Source organism: Klebsiella sp. 10-1 (assembly GCF_009758445.1).
Classification (GTDB): domain Bacteria; phylum Pseudomonadota; class Gammaproteobacteria; order Enterobacterales; family Enterobacteriaceae; genus Klebsiella; species Klebsiella scottii.
Genome location: NZ_WQRE01000002.1, coordinates 277,360 through 292,248 on the forward strand (window position 1 = coordinate 277,360; position 14,889 = coordinate 292,248).

Genomic DNA, 14,889 nt, shown 5'->3' on the forward strand with positions numbered 1-14,889 from the left:
CTCATGAAACGTTTGATGCTTATCGGCCCCAGCCAGTGCGGCAAGACGTCCTTGACCCAAAGCCTGCGCGGCGAAGCGCTCCATTATAAAAAAACGCAGGCGATTGAATGGTCCCCGATGGCCATCGACACGCCGGGTGAATACCTCGAAAACCGCTGTCTTTACAGCGCGCTGCTGGCCAGCGCCTGCGAAGCCGACGTTATCGCACTGGTGCTGAATGCCGACGCGCAGTGGTCGCCGTTTTCTCCCGGTTTTACCGCCCCGATGAACCGCCCGACCATCGGCCTGGTGACCAAGGCCGATTTAGCGCCCCCGCAGCGCCTTTCTCTGATTGAGGGCTGGCTTGAACAAGCCGGCGCGCAGCGGATCTTTATTACCAGCGCGCTCAATAAATCGGGACTCACCGCCGTACTGGCTTTTTTGAATGCGAAGGAACCCCTATGTCTCACAAAATAATGGCCATTAACGCCGGCAGCTCATCGCTAAAATTTCAGCTGCTGGCAATGCCTCAGGGTGAAATGCTCTGCCAGGGATTGATAGAGCGTATTGGTATGGCGGACGCCCGGGTGACGATAAAAACGCCAGCCCACGGCTGGCAGGAGAGGGTCCCTGTTGCCGATCATCGTGAAGCCGTGACTCTGCTGCTGGAAAAGCTCCTCCACCACGGCGTGATCGGCAGCCTGCATGAGATTGACGGTATCGGCCATCGCGTCGCCCACGGTGGAGAGCACTTTAAGGATTCCGCGCTGATTACCGAGGGGTCGCTGGCTGAAATTGAACGCCTTGCGGAGCTGGCGCCGCTGCATAATCCGGTCAATGCGCTCGGCATTAACGTCTTTCGCCAGCTGTTGCCCACCACGCCCGCCGTCGCAGTGTTTGATACCGCCTTTCACCAGACGCTGGATGAGCGCGCCTATCTCTACCCTCTTCCCTGGCGCTATTACAGTGAACTTGGTATCCGCCGCTATGGTTTCCACGGCACCAGCCACAAATACGTCAGCGCCCTGCTCGCAGAACAGCTCGGCGTTCCGCTCAGCGCGCTGCGGGTGATCTGCTGCCACCTGGGCAATGGCAGCAGCGTTTGCGCGATTAAAGGCGGCCATTCTATCAATACCTCAATGGGATTTACGCCCCAGTCCGGCGTGATGATGGGGACCCGCAGCGGCGATATTGACCCATCAATCCTGCCGTGGATTGCCCAGCGGGAGGGGAAAACGCCCCAGCAGCTTAATCATCTGTTAAACAATGAGTCCGGGCTGCTCGGCGTCTCCGGCGTTTCGCATGATTACCGCGACGTCGAGCAGGCGGCAGATGCAGGCAATCACCGGGCGGCTCTCGCCCTGTCGCTTTTTGCCGAGCGGATCCGCGCGACGATCGGCAGCTACATTATGCAGATGGGCGGCCTGGACGCGCTGATTTTTACCGGCGGCATTGGCGAAAACTCCGCGCGCGCGCGATCCGCAATCTGCCATAACCTGCATTTTCTCGGCCTGTCGATCGATAGCGAGAAAAACCAGCAGAATGCGGCCTTTATCCAGGCCGACGGCTCGGTCGTTAAAGTGGCGATTGTGAATACAAATGAAGAGCTGATGATCGCCCGCGACGTTATGCGCATCGCCCTCTCCGCGCGGGCGGATCTGTGCGTTTCGGCGTAAAACAGCCGCCCTCAGGCTTGAGTGAAATCATGGTAATAGCGGGATCGCCATGACACTATGCGCCATGAAAAATCGAGTGGAAAGGTGAACCGGTGGCCGTTGCACAATGTCCCGCATCCTGCGGAGAGCTCATCCAGGGCTGGATCCTTGGCAGTGAAAAGCTGGTCTCCTGCCCCGTCGACTGGTACAGCACCGTCGAGGTGAGCGCCGCGCCGCCTCTGCCTGATGAACGCCCGCTTTCCCGGGCAATGGTCGAGCGGCTTTTAGACTACTGGCAATACCCGGCAGGCCTGAGCCACGACATCCGTATCGAGGTGCACTCGTCGATTCCTGTCGCCAAAGGGATGGCCAGCAGTACGGCAGATATTGCCGCTACCGCGGTGGCCACGGCGCATCATCTCGGCCATACGCTGTCGGAGTCCGAGCTGGCGCGGCTTTGCGTCTCCCTGGAACCCACCGACAGCACCATTTTTCGCCAGCTCACGCTTTTCGACCATAACGACGCCTCGACGCAAATTGCCTGCAAGTCCCAGCCACAGCTCGATCTTTACGTTCTCGAAAGTCCCGTAACGCTACGCACAACGGATTATCATCGCCTGCCCCGCCGGTCCCGGCTGCTCGCCAGCTCGGCTACGCTACAGCTGGCGTGGGAAAAGATACAGGATGCCTGTCTTAGCGGCTGCCCGCGGCGGATGGGGGAAGCGTCGACGCTTAGCGCGATTGCCAGCCAGCTGCTGCTGGCAAAACCCGGTTTTACCTCGCTGCTGGCGCTGGTGGAAGAGTGCGACTTATACGGTCTGAACGTCGCTCACAGCGGCAGCGTTGTCGGCCTGATGCTGGACCGGCGGCGGCACGATATCGGCTATATACAGTGGGCGCTGGCGAAGAGGAGCATGAGCGAGCACTGGCCGCGGCAGCACCTGCTGAAGATGGTGCAGGGCGGCGCCCGCCTGCTTGCCGCTTCAGGCGTTCGCGCCAGCGATGCGCCTTAATGCGCTAATCAGCCGCTGATTCTCCTCCGCGCTGCGGATCGCCACGCGGAAATAGCCCGCCCCGAGGCCGGGATAGTTGGCGCAGCTGCGAATCAAAATATGCTGCTGCAGCAGCGCATACTGCAGGTCGATGCCCGGCATATCGGCGCGCAGAAACAGATAGTTTGCCTGACCCGGATATACCGTTAAGCCGGGAAGCCGGCGGAGCTGTTGGTAAAAACGCCGCCCCTCTTCGGCCAGCCACTGCCGGGTCTTCTGCTGGTAGGCGCTATCCTGCAGAATAATTTCCCCCGCCAGCGCGGCAAACGCGTTGATCGACCACGGCATTTGCCGCTCGCGCATCCGGGCGACGGCGCGCTCATCGCCGTTGACCAGATACCCCAGACGCAGGCCGGGTATGGCATAGAACTTCGTCAGCGAGCGTAGTACCCAGATATGCGGGTTATCGCGCAGCAGAGGGATAAACCCCGGCTGGTCGGGAATAAAATCGATAAAGGCTTCATCCAGCACCAGCGCGATGCTTAACGCTTTGCAGCGCTCGGCAATCGCCGCCAGCAGCCGGCGCTCCGGCAGCAGGCCGGTTGGGTTGTTGGGCGTACACAGGAGCAGGCAGTCCAGGTCTGGCGTCAGGGCCGCGAGAAGGGCCTCGGTCAGCTGCCAGCCATCCTCTTCACGCAGAACGAACTCGCGGATCGCGCAGTCCACCGAGCTCAGCGCGCGGCGATATTCGGCAAAGCCGGGTATCACGATCATCGCCTGACGCGGCTTCAGGCCGTTTACGACGGTGAAAATAGATTCGGTTTCGCCATTCCCCGCCACGATCCACGAGGCGGGAATGTGGTGATGCTCGGCCAGGGCCTCGTGCAGCTGCTGATAGTCCACGTCGGGATAGCGCTCTGCGCGGTCAAGATTATCGATCAGAGCGCGCTTCAGGCTTTCAGGCATGCCCAGCGGATTAATATTGGCGCTAAAATCCAGCAGCCGATCGGGCTTAATGCCCAGCAGCGCCGCCGCCTCCCGCGTATTGCCGCCATGCGCGCTCTTTAACAGAGCCATATCCCGCTCCTTTTATCAGCCACGCCTTGCCAGCGTTGCGCCATCGGCGAAGTAGGCCTTAATCCCCGCCAGTATCGACTCGGCAACTTCCTGCTGGAAGGTCGCCGTTTTCAGCTTACGCTCCTCCTCCACGTTGCTGATAAACGCGGTTTCGACCAGGATCGACGGAATATCCGGCGCTTTCAGCACCGCGAAGCCGGCCTGTTCAACCTGGTTTTTGTGGAGGTTATTAATTTTGCCCATCTTTTGCAGCACCGCCTTACCAAACTTCAGGCTATCGGCGATGGTCAGCGATTGCACCATATCAAACATCGTATGGTCGACGTAGCGATCGCCGCTCTTGCTGACGCCCCCCACCAGATCGGAGGCGTTCTGGGTTTGCGCCAGATACTTAGCCGCGGTGCTGGTAGCGCCTTTGGTTGAGAGCGCAAATACCGAAGAGCCCCTCGGCTGGCGGCTGGTAAAGGCATCGGCGTGAATCGAGACGAACAGATCGGCACGCTGCTTTTGCGCCTTGGCGACGCGCACCTTCAGGGGAATAAAGACATCTTCATTGCGGGTCATATAGGCCTTCATATTCCCCTCTTTTTCGATCAGCGCCCGCAGCCGGCGGGCAATCTGCAGCACAACGTCTTTCTCGCGGGTATGGTATTTGCCTACCGCGCCGGAGTCTTCACCGCCGTGTCCCGGATCGAGCATAATCACAATCGGCCGGTCGCGCCCGGCTTTACCCGGCTTCGGCCCGCTTTCTGCCGGCGGCACCTGACGATCGAGATCGCCCTTGTTGTAATCTTCCAGCAGCGCCAGCAGCGGGTCCTGCACATCGGTCGCCGTAGACGGATAGAGATCCATCACCAGGCGCTCTTTAAAGCCGGCAACCGGCGCGAGGGCAAAGAGCTGCGGTTTCACATTCTGTTTGAGCTCAAACACCATGCGCACCGTTTGCGGATCGAACTGCCCGACGCGAGCGGACTTAATATAGGGATCGTCGTCGCGAATGCTGGTTCCCATGCCTTTTAGCACGGAATTAAGGTTAACCCCTTCCAGATCGACCACCAGCCGCTCCGGATTGCTCAACGCAAACTGCCGATATTTCAGCACATGGTTGGATTCCACCGTAACGCGCGTATAGGTTGACGACGGCCAGACGCGCACGGCGACGACCTGTGCAACGGCAGCTAAACCAACCGGACTGACGCTCATTAACCACATAGCGCTCGCCCCCTGTAAAAAACGGCGACGGCTTAATCCTGACTTGTATCCCGGCATGCCACTCCCAAGCAATAAAAACGCATTCGTATCCAAAACAAACAGATTGACCAGAAACTTTAACGAAAGCCGTATAACCTGTCATCAATAAAAGGGTAAACAATCTTTGGTAGCGCGCTTTAAGTCACAGTTCTTTCGCAGGTTCGGGACAAATTTTGGCTTGCGTTTACGGGGAAAACAGAATAAAAATACACTTATTACGAATAATCATGCATTGAGGGTTGTTGTCATGGTGAAGGAACGTCGCACCGAACTGGTAGAAGGATTCCGCCATTCTGTTCCCTATATTAACGCCCATCGGGGAAAAACGTTTGTCATCATGCTGGGTGGCGAAGCCATTGAGCATGAGAATTTCTCCAGCATAGTCAATGACATTGGTCTGTTACATAGTCTGGGCATTCGCCTGGTGGTGGTCTATGGCGCGCGTCCTCAGATAGACGCCAACCTGGCCGAACATCATCATGAGCCGCTTTACCACAAACAGACGCGCGTGACTGACGCCAAAACCCTCGAACTGGTTAAACAGGCCGCCGGCATGCTGCAGCTGGAAATTACCGCGCGCCTGTCGATGAGCCTCAACAACACTCCGCTCCAGGGCGCCCACATCAACGTCGTGAGCGGCAATTTCATTATTGCCCAACCGCTTGGCGTTGATGATGGCGTCGATTATTGCCACAGCGGGCGCATTCGTCGTATCGATGAAGAAGCGATCCATCGCCAGCTTGATAATGGCGCCATCGTGCTGATGGGCCCGGTTGCGGTATCGGTCACCGGCGAAAGCTTTAACCTGACGTCAGAAGAGATTGCCACCCAGCTGGCTATTAAGCTGAAAGCGGAAAAAATGATCGGCTTCTGCTCTTCACAAGGGGTGTACAGCCAGGAGGGTGAGATCGTTCCCGAACTGTTCCCGAACGAAGCCCAGGCGCGGGTTGAAGAGCTGGAAGCGGAAGAGGACTACAACTCCGGTACCGTGCGTTTCCTGCGCGGCGCGGTGAAAGCCTGCCGCAGCGGCGTGCGTCGCTGCCACCTGATCAGCTACCAGGAAGATGGCGCTCTGCTGCAGGAGCTGTTCTCGCGCGACGGTATCGGTACTCAGATCGTCATGGAAAGCGCCGAGCAGATTCGCCGCGCCACCATCAACGATATTGGCGGCATTCTTGAGCTGATCAGCCCGCTGGAGCAGCAGGGGATTCTGGTGCGTCGCTCCCGCGAGCAGCTGGAGATGGAAATAGATAAATTCACCATCATTCAGCGCGATAACACAACAATTGCCTGCGCCGCGCTCTATCCGTTCCCGGAAGAGAAAATCGGTGAAATGGCCTGCGTGGCGGTCCATCCGGACTACCGCAGCTCATCGCGCGGGGAAGTGCTGCTGAACCGCATTGCGACCCAGGCAAAGCAGATGGGGCTAAGCAAACTGTTCGTGCTGACTACCCGCAGCATCCACTGGTTCCAGGAGCGCGGCTTTACGCCGGTGGATATCGACCTGCTGCCGGAGAGTAAGAAAGAGATGTACAACTATCAGCGCCGTTCCAAGGTGATGATGGCCGACCTTGGCTAAGTGAGCGCCCCCTTCCCGGCTAAGCGTAGCGCGGGCCGGGAAAGGTGAAGCGCTGAAGGTTGAGGCTACCCGACGCTGGCGAAGATGTCCGCCAGCCCGCTGCGCCGTTCGGTGCGCGCCACGATAGCCTGAGTAAGCACCTGCTCATCGGCATAAATCGACAGCTGCCTTTTAGCTCGCGTTATCGCGGTATACACCAGCTCACGCGTCACCAGCGGCACGCTGCGGGAAGGCAAAATCAGGGCCGCGTGGTCAAATTCCGAGCCCTGCGATTTATGCACCGTCATCGCCCAGGCGGTATCGTGTTCCGGCAGACGGCTCGGCTGCACCGACTTAATGCTGCCATCCGGCATCGGGAACCAGACGCGAAGCCCTTCTCCCCTTTCCAGCGCAATGCCAATATCACCGTTAAACAGCCCCAGCGCGCTATCGTTGCGCGAGATCATGACCGGGCGGCCTTCATACCAGCGCGAATGCCGCGGCAGCGCAATAGCCCGCTTACGATTGAGCATCAGCTCCAGCTGTTCGTTCAGCCCGCTGACGCCGTAGGGGCCCTCGCGTAGGGCGCACAGTAGCCGGAACTCGCCGAAAGCGGCAATCGCCGCCTCCGGCTCCGCCCGCTCGCGCAGCAGCCGAAGATAGCGATCGTAGCCGGCCTGCGCCTGCGTCAGCATCGTTTCATACTCCTCGGTGGTGCTTAGCGGGTGCAGGGCGATATCGTCGAACGGCTGACGCAGGGTCGTTTTGACGCCATGCCGATCGCCGGCGTTAACCGCCCGGGCCAGGCTACCGATACCGGAATGGCTGCCAAAACGATAGCTTTTCTGCAGCAGGCACAGGCTGTCGCGCAGGGCACCCGCCGCCTCGCCCTCGCCGGCAGGTACCGGCAGTCCGGTCAGCCGCTTTAGCTGCGCCGCGCGATCGGCGGTATAGCCGGCATTAACCCAGGCACAAATATCCCCCAGCACCGCGCCGGCTTCCACCGACGCAAGCTGATCGCGGTCGCCGAGAAAAATCACCCGACCGTGCGCCGGCAGGGCGTCAATCAGGCGAGCCATCATCGGCAGGTCAATCATCGAGGCTTCATCCACCACCAGCACGTCGAGGTGCAGCGGGTTGCCGGCGTGATAGCGCATACGCTGGCTGCCCGGCTGAGCGCCCAGCAGACGGTGCAGGGTGCTGGCCTCTGTCGGCAGCTGCGCCTTCTGCTCATCCGTCAGCGGCAGCTGGCGCAGCGCGCTGCCCAGCGATTCGGTCAGGCGCGCGGCGGCTTTCCCGGTGGGCGCCGCCAGGCGGATACGACAGCGGGGCCTATCCGTCGTCTGAATCAACGCCGCCAGCAGCCTGGCGACGGTGGTGGTTTTACCGGTGCCTGGGCCCCCGGAAATAACCGCAATGCGCCGGGTCAGCGCCACCGCCGCCGCCACCTTCTGCCAGTCAATATCGTCCCCGGCGGGGAATAGCGCATCCAGCGTCGACGCCAGGCGCGTTTCATCCACGCTCAGCACCTGATTGGCTTCGTTAAAAAAGCGCGCGACGGTCAGCTCGTTACGCCACATACGGTTAAGGTAAAGCCGTTCCCCGCAGAGGATCATCGGCGTCGGGCGCTCCCCGCGGCTCACCGCCGCAGAAGAGAGCAGCAGCGTCGACCAGTCATCAGGCGCTCCGGCCTGCGCCAGCAGCTTCTCGCGCAGAGCGGCGGCTTTCCCGCTCAGCGCATCGTCCGCCGCAAGGCGGGAGAGCGGCAGGCATACGTGCCCTTCGCCGGCATCGCGGCTCAGTATCGCCGCCGCCAGCCTCACCGCCGGGTGCGCATCCTGAGCGACCATCAGCGCAAACTGGACGTCAAGCGGACGTAACAAACGCTGGTTTGCTGCCTCAAGCAGCAGCTCATCCATGGTCATGAGGCGATCTCCTGAACTTCGCCGGCAAACAGGGCGTCCAGGCCGTCGATTAGCGGCCGCTCGGGGCGCGTGGTAAATATCCCCTGCCCGCCGTCCTGTCCGTCCATTCCGCGTAAAAAGAGATAAATGACGCCGCCAAAATGGCGCTCATAGTCATAGTCAGCAATGCGGTGGCGTAAATAGCGGTGCAGCGCCAGGCTATAGAGCTGGTACTGTAAATCATAGCGGTGCGTGCGCATCGCCTGCGCCATCGCCTGTCGGGTGTAGGCTTCGCGATCGTCCCCCAGCCAGTTGGATTTGTAGTCCAGCAGGTAGTAGCGATCGTTATGACGAAACACCAGGTCGATAAACCCTTTCAGCATTCCGCGTACCTGACGGAAATCAAGCTCCGGGCACTGCGCCGAAAGCGGGTCGTAGCGGCGAACCAGCGCGTCCAGGCGCCGCGGATCCAGCGGGGCCGCAATGGGTAAATAAAACGCCATCTCAACCTGCTTATCCGCCGCAGTCAGCTGATTCAGCGCGATACCGGCGCCCGGCAGCGGCGTGCGCAGCACATCATCCAGCCATTGGGTCAGCACCGGCGTCCACTGTTCGCCAAATCCGCCGGACTGCAGCTTTTCCGCCATCCAGCCGGCGGGAACCGGCTGGGTAAAGTCGAGATCTTCAAACAGGCCGTGCAGAAATGTCCCCGGCGACGCCCCGCGCGGGAACTGATGGGGAGTGAGCTGTGGCTCCTCGATCACCTCTCCCACGCCGGCGGCGTCAACGTCAAGACGGGGCAGTAAATCCTGCGCCGGGCTGTGGCCATGCTGCTGTAGCCCGGAGTAGCTGGTGACCCGCCAGTCATCGACGATCGCACGCGCCAGCATTCGTGCCGACAGCGGGGGGAGAACCTCCTGCGGCGCCTGCCAGGGTTGCCGATCGGCGACGCCGGGGGTTTGCAGCGCAATATCCGCGCTGCAGAATGCCTGCAGGCGGGCCGTCAGCCCCGCGGCATCCATCGCTTCGCCTCCCTGCAGAAGGCGCCCCAGCGCGCTGTGGTGAAAATCACTGTCGCCCGGCTTGTCGCTGCGCCGGGTGCTGAGCGGCGCCACGCCAAGACTGCAGTGCCAGACCGCTCGCGTCAGGGCCACGTATAGCAAACGCAAATCCTCCGCCAGACGCTCCGCTTCCGCCAGCTCGAGGCTCCCCTCATTCTGTTCAAGGTCGAGCACCGCCGCAAAGGAGTCGCGATCGTGATAAAACGCCTGATCCTGCTTACGGAAGCGGGCGATAAACGGCAGCCACACCAGCGGGTATTCCAGCCCTTTCGATTTATGTACGGTGACGATTTGCACCAGATGCTTGTCGCTTTCCAGGCGCATCTGCTGGCTGGAGGCATTGCTATCCGGCTCGGCGATGCGCTGCGTCAGCCAACGCACCAGCGCATGCTCGCTTTCCAGCTGGTTGGCCGCTTCCTGCAGCAGTTCGCTGATATGCAGGATATCGGTTAAGCGCCGCTCGCCGCCGCTCGTCACCAGCAGATTTTCGGCGATGTTCCGGGTGGTCATCAGCGCTCTCAGCATCGGCATGACCCCGCGCTGGCGCCAGATGCGGCGATAGTCGCTAAACTCTTCAACCAGCGCATCCCACGCGCGCTCATCCTGGTTCAGGTTTTCAATATCGAGAGCGTTCAGACCGAAAATCGAGGTCGCCAGCGCGCTGCGCAGCGTGTTTTCTCGTTCGGGCGCCAGCGCCGCCTGTAGTACCCACAGCAGCTCCTGCGCTTCCGGCGTTTCAAATACGCTATCGCGGTTGGAGAGATAGACCGATGGAATGGCCAGAACCTGCAGCGCATCGCGGATCAGCGATGCCTCCTGGCGATTACGCACCAGCACCGTGATATCGGAAGCCTGCACCGGCCGAGCGCGATCGTCGCGCCACAGCAGCGCCCGCCCCTGCTGGCCGGCGCTAAGCCAGTCACGAATTTGCGCTGCGCAGAGCTGCGCCATAAAGGTTTGATAATCCCCCGCGCCCACCGCTTCGCCCGGCATCAGCCAGATGTTCATTGCCGGAACCACGTCGTCGTCGACGGTAAAACGCAGATGCTGGTTTTTCGGCGCCGACTTCACCGGCAGGAACGGGATTTCGCGGAACATGAACGGATTATCGCTGAGGCTAAACAGGCGATTGACGCTATCCACCATCCCCGGAGAGGAGCGCCAGTTGGTATCCAGCGTGTAGTGAGCGGCAACGTCGCCGCGCGCCTTCATATAGGTAAAGATATCCGCGCCGCGAAAGGCATAAATGGCCTGTTTGGGATCGCCGATAAGCAGCAGCGCCGTATCCGGCTGCCGCCGCCAGATGCGGCGAAAAATGCGGTACTGCTGCGGGTCGGTATCCTGGAACTCATCAATCATCGCCACCGGAAAACGCTGACGGATCGCGCTGGCCAGCGCTTCGCCGCTTTCGCTGCGTAGGGCATCATCGAGGCGGCTGAGCATGTCATCAAAACCGAGCTCTCCGCGGCGACGTTTTTCCCGCGCCACCGCTTCGCGGATCTCCACCATTGCCCGGGCGATCACCAGATCGGTAAGGGTCAGCGGCGCGGAGAGAAGCGCCTCAATCGCGCTAAACAGCGGGTGAACCGGCGGTTCGCCACCCGCTTTGGTACGTTCATGCAGGAACGGCCGGGAGAATTTCTCCAGCGCCTCCGGCAGCCGGTAGCTCAGGGTCTCTTCCTGCGCCCAGAGGCTGACTTTCTCTATCCATTTCCCCTGATTGCCGCGATTGAATTTACGCCGATCGAGGCCGGAATTTTCCAGCACGCTTTCAATCTCGCCCACCTGCTCGCGCCACTGCAGCTTCACCGCGTCGATGCGATCGATGATTTGCCGATGGCGTTCGGCCAGCGTCTCTTCCTGCGCCGGCGGGGATTTAAGCTGCGGGGCTTCGCCCTGTAGCCAGCGGTCGAGGGATTTCAACAGATCGCGCGGGCCTTTCCACGCTTCGTGGATAACCGCCGCGATCTCGCGCGGGAGCGGGTAGCAGTGGCGGCGCCAGAAATCGGCGCAGGCCTGGTAACGGAGCCGGGATTCGTCCTCGATCAGCTGCTGTTCGAAGAGCATGCCGGACTCAAACGCGTTGAGGCTGAGCATGCGCTGGCAGAAGCCGTGAATGGTGAAAACCGCCGCTTCGTCCATCTGCCTTTCCGCCAGCATCAGCGTTTGCGCGGCCTGGTTTTTGTCCGGAATTTCCGCCAGCAGCGCGGCGTAGAGAGGGTCGGAGGCCGTTTCACGCAGGCAGGCGATACGCAGAGCGTGGATATTGCTGCGGATACGACCGCGCAGCTCCTCGGTCGCCGCCTCGGTGAAGGTCACCACCAGCAGCTCCTCCACGCTTACCGGCCGGGGAAAGGCGGATTCTCCGCCCAGCCCCAGCAGCAGCCGGAGGTACAGCGCCGCGATGGTAAAGGTCTTTCCGGTGCCCGCAGAGGCTTCTATCAGGCGCTCGCCCGTCAGGGGCAAGCGCAGGGGGTCAAGAGGCTCGGCGGTTTCGGTCATTCATTCTCTCGCATCAGGGGTAAGGATTTCTGCAATGCGCTGACGGTTTCCCAGACTTTGCCACCCGGCGGAAGGGCGTAATCCGTTTTACCGTTCTGGCTACCGGATACCTGGGATAATATCGCCATGCCCTGCGGATCCACCACCGTCTGATGGAAGAAGTCGGCAAGCTTTTGCGGCGTCAGCAGTTTAATCTGAGCCACTACTTTATCACGTGAATCGAAGCGCATATTACCGCGATCGAAATCTTTGCTCAGCTGCGAGGCTTCCCCGCCCAAAGTTTGCGGTGCCTGCATCATCTGGGCGATCGTCGCCTGCTGAATTTGGGCAAACTCTTCCGGAGTCATCGCCCTCAGCTTTGCTTCCGCCGTCGGGAAGAAGGCCTGGAAACGCTGCCACAGGAAGGCGGGCTGCTTATCGCTGCTTTGCAGCAGGAAGCCAACGCCCCACTGGCGACCGACGTTCATCGAAAACGCGAACACCGCATAGCCCAGCTGTTCTTCAGTACGCAGCTGGTTATAGAACCACGGCTGGATAATTTGCCCGAGCAGAGAGCTGGCGGCAGAGCTGCTGTACTCATCGATATTGGGCGGCGCAAAGACCGCGGCCAGCGCCGAGTCGGTGCTGCTGCCGGTTTTTTCAAAAATGGCCAGCTGCTTGCTATTCACCAGCACGTCTTTATTCCGGCACCATTCGTTCCCGTCGGAGCCCAGCTGTTGCTGAATGTGGCGCGCCATATCGGTGGATTGCCCGGCGGTCAGGTTGCCAATCACCAGCAGCTCCGGACGCCCTTTCGCTTTCAGGTTGTCACGGTATGCCAGAACCTCCTTGAGGGTGATTGCTGGCAGCAGCGCCCGGCGCTCCTCACGCTGGAAGTACGGCACCTGCGACACCATCTGGGCCGGCATAATCGCCTGATCGTACGCTTTGCCTTTATCCGCCGAGTCCATCATCTGCGCGTACCAGGATTTCGCCTGTTCCAGCTGCTCTTCGGTCGGCGCGTAGCTGAAGTAGCCGTCCAGCAGCGCGGTGAACAGCTGCGGCAGCCGCTGGGTATAGCCGTTAGCGTTAACCATCAGCCCGTTGTTAGCGCCGGTAGAGAAAGTGATGCCTCCCACCGCGGCCTGGTTGCTGAGCTGGTCGAGGGCAATCCCCGCCAGATAATCGTTGAGGGCAAACATCACCTGGCTTCTGGCGCTGTCCATCGCCTGCGGATTACGCAGCACCAGCGACACGTCGGCCTTCGGCTCGCTGGCGAAGAACTGGCTCGGGGCATAAACTACCCGCAGGGTCGGCTCATCGACGATCAGCTGCGGATGCGGATAGGCTTTATCGCTGTTGATAAGCGTGAAGTCGTCCGGAATATAGGGGTTCAGCACCGGCAGATTCAGCGCGATCGCGCTGGCTTTCTGCTGCCAGTCGCTAAAGGTCTGCGGGCTGATTTTATCGACCTGATACGGCGCGTTGACGAAATAGGCCGTTTTGTTATGCGGCTCCTGCGGGCTGATATACCAAACGCGCGCGTTTTGCGGGGTCATCATCGCCAGGCGGTCTTTAATCGCCTGCGGATCGTAGCGATCGGCAATATTCACCACGTCCAGAGTATGCTCTACCGGCACGCGGATCATGGTGTCCGCCAGCCATTCAACGTAGTCCATATCGCGGTTGATTGAGGGATAGCGGAAGTCGAGCGCCAGGACATGCGCCAGCTCGTCGAAATAGCGCTTATCGATGCCCTGGGTGCGCAGCAGGCTGAGGTAGCTGAAGATCGCCGCGGCAACCTCGTCACGATGCGCCAGGCCCTTATCGGTCAGGGTTGCGGAAATCGCCAGCACCCCGCTGTTGCCGTTCACCACCGGATCGGAGTCCGCGCGTATACCTTCAACCAGGCCCTGCTTCTGCAGCCAGTCGGACAGCGTGCCGGGGCTGCGGTTGCCGATCATATAGGTCACCAGCTCGTCGGTCTTGCTGCGGAACTGCTCGCTGTTGTTATCGATGCGGAATTCAACGCGCAGCACTTTACGAGGCATCGCCGGCACGTAGTGGATGATGATGCCCTTTTGCGCATCGGTCACTACCGGAACGTTAATCACCGGCCTGTCGATATTATGATTCGGCACCCGGCCGTAGGTTTTGGCGGCGATACTCGCCAGCTCCGGCAGCGGTTTATTGCTGTAAATAACCGCCTTCATCAGGTTAGCGGAGTACCAGCTGTCGCGGAAGGTATGCAGCGCATCAAGAACCGGTTTTCCCGGCTTGTCGCTTAGCGTTTCAAGGTTACCGCCGGAAAAATGCGCCGCCGGGTGCGACGGGTTTATGGTTTCGGCACTCACCTGAGCCATGCGCATCCCGTCACGGGTCCGCGCCATGGTCAATTCGGCATTGACCGCATTGCGCTCACGGTCGGCATATTTTTTATCCAGCAGCGGAGAGGCAATGGCATCCGCCAGGCGATCGACCGCCCCGTCCAGCGCATCATTTTCAACTTCGAGATAGAAAGCCGTGCGATAGGGCGCGGTGCTGGCGTTGTGGCTGCCGCCGTGCATTTTCAGGAACTCTGCGAGGCTGTCGGGCTGCGGATAGTTCTTCGAGCCCATTAGCGTCATGTGCTCGAGAAAGTGCGCCAGGCCCTGGTGCTCTTCCGGGTCCTGCAGCGACCCCACCGGCACCACCAGCGCCGACAGTGATTTTACCGCCTGCGGATCGGAAACCAGCAGAACGATCATGCCATTATCGAGGTGGATCGCCTGATACTGACGCGGATCTTTTTCGCTTTTACGGATGGATTCCTGAACGGGCTGCCATCCGCTATCTGCCTGACTTAACGGCGCCCAAAGGGCTGCCAGCACTACAATAACCTTGAACCATAAACTACGGGGCATTCACGGACCTCACCATTAACAAACTTTT

Annotated in this window: 9 protein-coding genes; 4 read left to right on the plus strand and 5 right to left on the minus strand. The window is 60.3% G+C overall.

Translation table 11 applies throughout. The features are described 5' to 3' along the window. The first annotated feature begins 3 nt into the window (after positions 1-3). From pduV to GO007_RS09435, 3 genes are all read left to right on the plus strand, one after another. Positions 4-456, plus strand: coding sequence for a propanediol utilization protein PduV (gene pduV / locus GO007_RS09425; RefSeq protein WP_095098838.1), 453 nt, complete (start codon positions 4-6; stop codon positions 454-456). Continuing rightward, positions 441-1,655, plus strand: coding sequence for an acetate/propionate family kinase (locus GO007_RS09430; RefSeq protein ID WP_095098841.1), 1,215 nt, complete (start codon positions 441-443; stop codon positions 1,653-1,655). Before pduV ends, GO007_RS09430 begins: the two co-directional genes overlap by 16 nt. A gap of 92 nt (positions 1,656-1,747) precedes the next feature. Further along, positions 1,748-2,647 (plus strand): GHMP family kinase ATP-binding protein, encoded by a 900-nt coding sequence (locus GO007_RS09435; protein WP_095098845.1) that lies wholly within the window; start codon positions 1,748-1,750, stop codon positions 2,645-2,647. Here GO007_RS09435 and cobD read toward each other — a convergent pair. Continuing rightward, the gene (gene cobD, locus GO007_RS09440; protein WP_095098848.1) at positions 2,618-3,703 is read right to left on the minus strand and encodes a threonine-phosphate decarboxylase CobD; all 1,086 of its coding nucleotides are present in this window, start codon (positions 3,701-3,703) and stop codon (positions 2,618-2,620) included. The genes GO007_RS09435 and cobD overlap by 30 nt on opposite strands. Positions 3,704-3,718: 15 nt before the next feature. Beyond that, complete coding sequence (gene amiC, locus GO007_RS09445) at positions 3,719-4,972, minus strand: N-acetylmuramoyl-L-alanine amidase AmiC (RefSeq protein ID WP_095098850.1); 1,254 nt, start codon at positions 4,970-4,972, stop codon at positions 3,719-3,721. A 229-nt stretch (positions 4,973-5,201) separates the two neighbouring features. Here amiC and argA point away from each other — a divergent pair, with 229 nt between their 5' ends. Then, positions 5,202-6,533 carry an amino-acid N-acetyltransferase gene (argA, locus tag GO007_RS09450; RefSeq protein ID WP_041147023.1) on the plus strand — a complete coding sequence of 444 codons (1,332 nt, stop codon included), beginning with the start codon at positions 5,202-5,204 and terminating at the stop codon, positions 6,531-6,533. Positions 6,534-6,598: 65 nt separating this feature from the next. On the opposite strand, the gene recD is transcribed toward argA, so the two are convergent. The 3 genes from recD to ptrA are packed head-to-tail and all read right to left on the minus strand — an operon-like array spanning position 6,599 to position 14,861. Then, complete coding sequence (gene recD, locus GO007_RS09455; protein ID WP_095098853.1) at positions 6,599-8,437, minus strand: exodeoxyribonuclease V subunit alpha; 1,839 nt, start codon at positions 8,435-8,437, stop codon at positions 6,599-6,601. Beyond that, positions 8,434-11,979 (minus strand): exodeoxyribonuclease V subunit beta, encoded by a 3,546-nt coding sequence (gene recB, locus GO007_RS09460; RefSeq protein WP_095098856.1) that lies wholly within the window; start codon positions 11,977-11,979, stop codon positions 8,434-8,436. Before recB ends, recD begins: the two co-directional genes overlap by 4 nt. Beyond that, complete coding sequence (ptrA, locus tag GO007_RS09465; protein ID WP_095098858.1) at positions 11,976-14,861, minus strand: pitrilysin; 2,886 nt, start codon at positions 14,859-14,861, stop codon at positions 11,976-11,978. The genes recB and ptrA overlap by 4 nt, the downstream gene beginning before the upstream one ends. Positions 14,862-14,889 lie beyond the last annotated feature (28 nt).

Bases quoted from the DNA above. Each gene is read 5' to 3' on its own strand.
- pduV (WP_095098838.1), top strand. From the start codon at position 4: ATGAAACGTTTGATGCTTATCGGCCCCAGCCAGTGCGGCAAGACGTCC.
- argA (WP_041147023.1), top strand. From the start codon at position 5,202: ATGGTGAAGGAACGTCGCACCGAACTGGTAGAAGGATTCCGCCATTCT.
- ptrA (WP_095098858.1), bottom strand. From the start codon at position 14,861: ATGCCCCGTAGTTTATGGTTCAAGGTTATTGTAGTGCTGGCAGCCCTT.
- cobD (WP_095098848.1), bottom strand. From the start codon at position 3,703: ATGGCTCTGTTAAAGAGCGCGCATGGCGGCAATACGCGGGAGGCGGCG.
- GO007_RS09430 (WP_095098841.1), top strand. From the start codon at position 441: ATGTCTCACAAAATAATGGCCATTAACGCCGGCAGCTCATCGCTAAAA.
- recB (WP_095098856.1), bottom strand. From the start codon at position 11,979: ATGACCGAAACCGCCGAGCCTCTTGACCCCCTGCGCTTGCCCCTGACG.
- amiC (WP_095098850.1), bottom strand. From the start codon at position 4,972: ATGCCGGGATACAAGTCAGGATTAAGCCGTCGCCGTTTTTTACAGGGG.
- recD (WP_095098853.1), bottom strand. From the start codon at position 8,437: ATGACCATGGATGAGCTGCTGCTTGAGGCAGCAAACCAGCGTTTGTTA.